The 3,033-nt window shown below is 39.9% G+C and carries 3 protein-coding genes and 1 pseudogene; all 4 read right to left on the bottom strand.

Annotation, left to right across the window (positions count from 1 at the left end):
• Window positions 1-109 precede the first annotated feature (109 nt).
• On the bottom strand, window positions 110-898 hold the full coding sequence (locus P9B04_RS18535; RefSeq protein ID WP_342056457.1) for an alpha/beta fold hydrolase: 789 nt from the start codon (window positions 896-898) through the stop codon (window positions 110-112).
• 5 nt (window positions 899-903) lie between these two features.
• Window positions 904-1,824, bottom strand: coding sequence for a TIGR04168 family protein (locus P9B04_RS18530; RefSeq protein ID WP_342056456.1), 921 nt, complete (start codon window positions 1,822-1,824; stop codon window positions 904-906).
• 50 nt (window positions 1,825-1,874) lie between these two features.
• Complete coding sequence (locus P9B04_RS18525; RefSeq protein WP_342056455.1) at window positions 1,875-2,417, bottom strand: DUF3172 domain-containing protein; 543 nt, start codon at window positions 2,415-2,417, stop codon at window positions 1,875-1,877.
• Between the two features lie 475 nt (window positions 2,418-2,892).
• A pseudogene (locus P9B04_RS18520) lies at window positions 2,893-2,982 on the bottom strand (type II toxin-antitoxin system HicA family toxin); the annotation flags it as partial.
• Window positions 2,983-3,033 lie beyond the last annotated feature (51 nt).

Here is a 3,033-nt window from a genome sequence, read left to right as displayed (position 1 = left end):
AGTGTGGGGACTATTTTTCTTTGAGTTTGTAATCTATGCATAAGAAAATTGCTATGATTGCTGATTGCTGACAGCTAACTCCTGCCTCACAAGTACGGAAACTGCTATCTTAATTATTAACTGTTAATGTATTAGCTTCAGAAAGAAAATCATTTTTTTTCAAAATTTCTAGCAAATTAATATCATTTTCTAATAGACAAGCATGACCACTTTCTGGTAAAATATTCAAGAAACCATTAGGAAAATAATTAACTAATTCTCTTCCCTCATCTACAGAAGGTAACAAATTATCTTCCTGACTAACTAATAATAATGTCGGTTTATCAAACGTTCTCAAATGTTTGGTATCAACTTGAAAATCCCGTAACAAAGAAAGTCGCCAACTAACTACCTCTTGAGGCATGGATTGTACCGCATTCAATAAAGCTTGACTATCCCCGTATTCCATGCGATTTGATGACCCCAAAAACGATAAAAGAATTACCGCAACCCCTTTATAAACGAAGTTAGGAACCCATTGATTTAACTCAATTCCCAATTTCAAAAATGACCTTTTATTAAAAGAAGATGCAGGGTTAACTAAAACAATTCTTTCCATCAATTCAGGGGCAGCCAAAGCGACTTTAATGGCTAAACATCCCCCAAAAGATTCCCCACATATATAAACAGAAGAATGGGGATGATACTCTAATTCTTTTTCAATCAAACTAATAGTTTTATTGACCAAAGTAGACCAATCGCTTTGATCGTTCGGTGGAATAGCTAAACATCGAATAGAAAAAAAATCTTTCAGTTTTTCTCCTTGACGATAGAATAATTCTCCAGTGCCATCCATACCAGGAAAATAGATCAATAAAGGACCACCAGATCGAGAAGAAAAAGGAGACAGTAACCTCATAATAATTAACGAATGGAAGAAAGCAATGGTTGTTTATAAAGACTATCCTCGGTGGCGATCGCCCCTCGATGATTTACCCAAACCGAGGAAATTTGGGTTACAGTGTCATTTTCCAGGGAAACTAAGGAAAAATTCCGCAACTTTTCGCCGTTCTCTTCAATAACACGGGGAACACAAGCTGCGTTTAAATAAATCGTTCCTTGTTCGTTGCTGACTACCTTTGTTCGCAGTCGGGAACGGGTATGACGCAGACGGTGGTGCATATGACCAAAAGTTACTAGGGGAATCTTTTTGCCTAAATCATAACTTTGTGCGATCGCTTGGGCAAAGTCCGGATCACCGTGATCTCCCCCAATAGGTTGCCAGTCTTTACCGCAAATATCTTCTGGTTTCTTTCCCAAACCAGCAGGACCATTATGACCCAAAAAAATGATATTTTTTTCATTAGTTTCTTGAACCACAGACATTATTTTTTCTGTGGAGTCTTGAAACCCAGACACTTGATAGCGATCGACCAAAAACTGCTTATTTTTCCATTCTGGACCCCCCCAACTGTAGGGACGACTCCCCACAACAGAGAGATTAAACTGAGGAAAATCTAACTTACTGTAACCCACATGGAGATCCCCTAAAATATCCAGTTGATCCCGTAACCAATCTTCCGAGGGACGACGATAAGGGCATTTTTTCCGTCCCCAAGCAGAAGCAGTGTACCAAGCGTCATGATTTCCCATAATCACTGCTTTGGGTAGAGATAATTGGCTAATTGTGCGAACTATGGGAACAGACTCGTTACCAAAGTCCCCCACAAACAATACCAAATCAACCTTTAAACTTTCTAAAGCATCATTATCAGCATCTTCCCATTGCTCGTGAACGTCTCCCACCACCGCAATAGTGATGGATTGTTTCTGATAAATAGTCATACTATATCTAGTAAATTATTATTGTCTTATTCTATCGAATTTTGATTAATTTAAAAGTTTTCTCCTTCCGAACGGGGATTAACGGAACCGGGGGGGTTCAAAAAGAGGTTTCCGGCTGCATCGTTGGGATAAACACATTCGATGGAGGGTTTACTGTCCAAAGATCCCACAAATCCAAAGGTATTCATCCTATTTCGACAATCTCTAGCTTGCTCTGCGGTAATCAGTCGTTTTTGCTCCAATAAATTCATATTAGAACGACGCAACACACAACCGGGTTGCATTTGGGGTTGAGTAACAAAGACACTAAAAGGGTTGAGAGTGATAAAAACTCGCATATCCGTGACAATAGAACTGGCCCCATACTGTACACAAAGTTCTGGGTTGGGTGCGCTTTTGTCGATGACTTCTCGGGAGGCCACATTTTGGGGGTCAAAACTTGCATTAGAAGTGACTCCTATTCCCACACCAATACCTAGGACGAAAATACCGCCAAACAGGGCGATAGTTCCATAATTGATGTTAGACTTTGGAGGGGGAGAAGCAGGACTCGGACGGCGATCGGAATAACGAGGGGGTGGTCTGCGGGCCATAAAGTTTTATCTAGTTCGTTACCCTTCTATTTTACTTTTTTTATTGACCAATTCGATAGAGACGCTGCGTGCAAACTGTGTTTTACCCAGAAAACAGATTTTTTTACAACTGAAACTCGCATCTTGCACCTTCGATAAAACCGGCTAGTTTGTAAGCGTTCAGCTATCAGCTATCAGCCATCAGTTGAAACATATCAATCTCTATCTTATGCTGTGAGTGAGATTAAACCAATGCTTAACGCTTTCAGCTAAGAGATGAAAGCCGAACGCTGTGCGATAGCGCGCCCTACGGAGTGAGGAACTGCTGATTGCTGACTAATTTAAGTTTTTATGTACTGATGCAAGATGTCAGTGAAACCTAATTGCTATATGGATGATTTCAGGGCAAATTTTCTTATTGGAAAAAAGTCAAGTATTTTGCTAAAAATTAACGTTTTGTGCAGTCATAACTATGTTTTCTAGCTAAAACGCACAACTAAAGATCATTCTCAGTTAAATCTGCATCTTTCATAATCTGTTTGAGTGTGCCAATAGGTAAGTCTCGATTACCATGAACAGGTATTAGTGACGACTCCCGACACTGAACGGAGTACCGTTACAGTGCGGGCTTCTCCAA

It is taken from the genome of Crocosphaera sp. Alani8 (assembly GCF_038442745.1).
Classification (GTDB): domain Bacteria; phylum Cyanobacteriota; class Cyanobacteriia; order Cyanobacteriales; family Microcystaceae; genus Crocosphaera.
The sequence above is the reverse complement of the archived record's forward strand: the minus strand, read 5'-3'. Positions and strand labels throughout refer to the sequence as shown.

Excerpts from the sequence above, each read along its gene's own strand:
- P9B04_RS18535 (WP_342056457.1), bottom strand. The coding sequence starts at position 898 with ATGAGGTTACTGTCTCCTTTTTCTTCTCGATCTGGTGGTCCTTTATTG.
- P9B04_RS18530 (WP_342056456.1), bottom strand. The coding sequence starts at position 1,824 with ATGACTATTTATCAGAAACAATCCATCACTATTGCGGTGGTGGGAGAC.
- P9B04_RS18525 (WP_342056455.1), bottom strand. The coding sequence starts at position 2,417 with ATGGCCCGCAGACCACCCCCTCGTTATTCCGATCGCCGTCCGAGTCCT.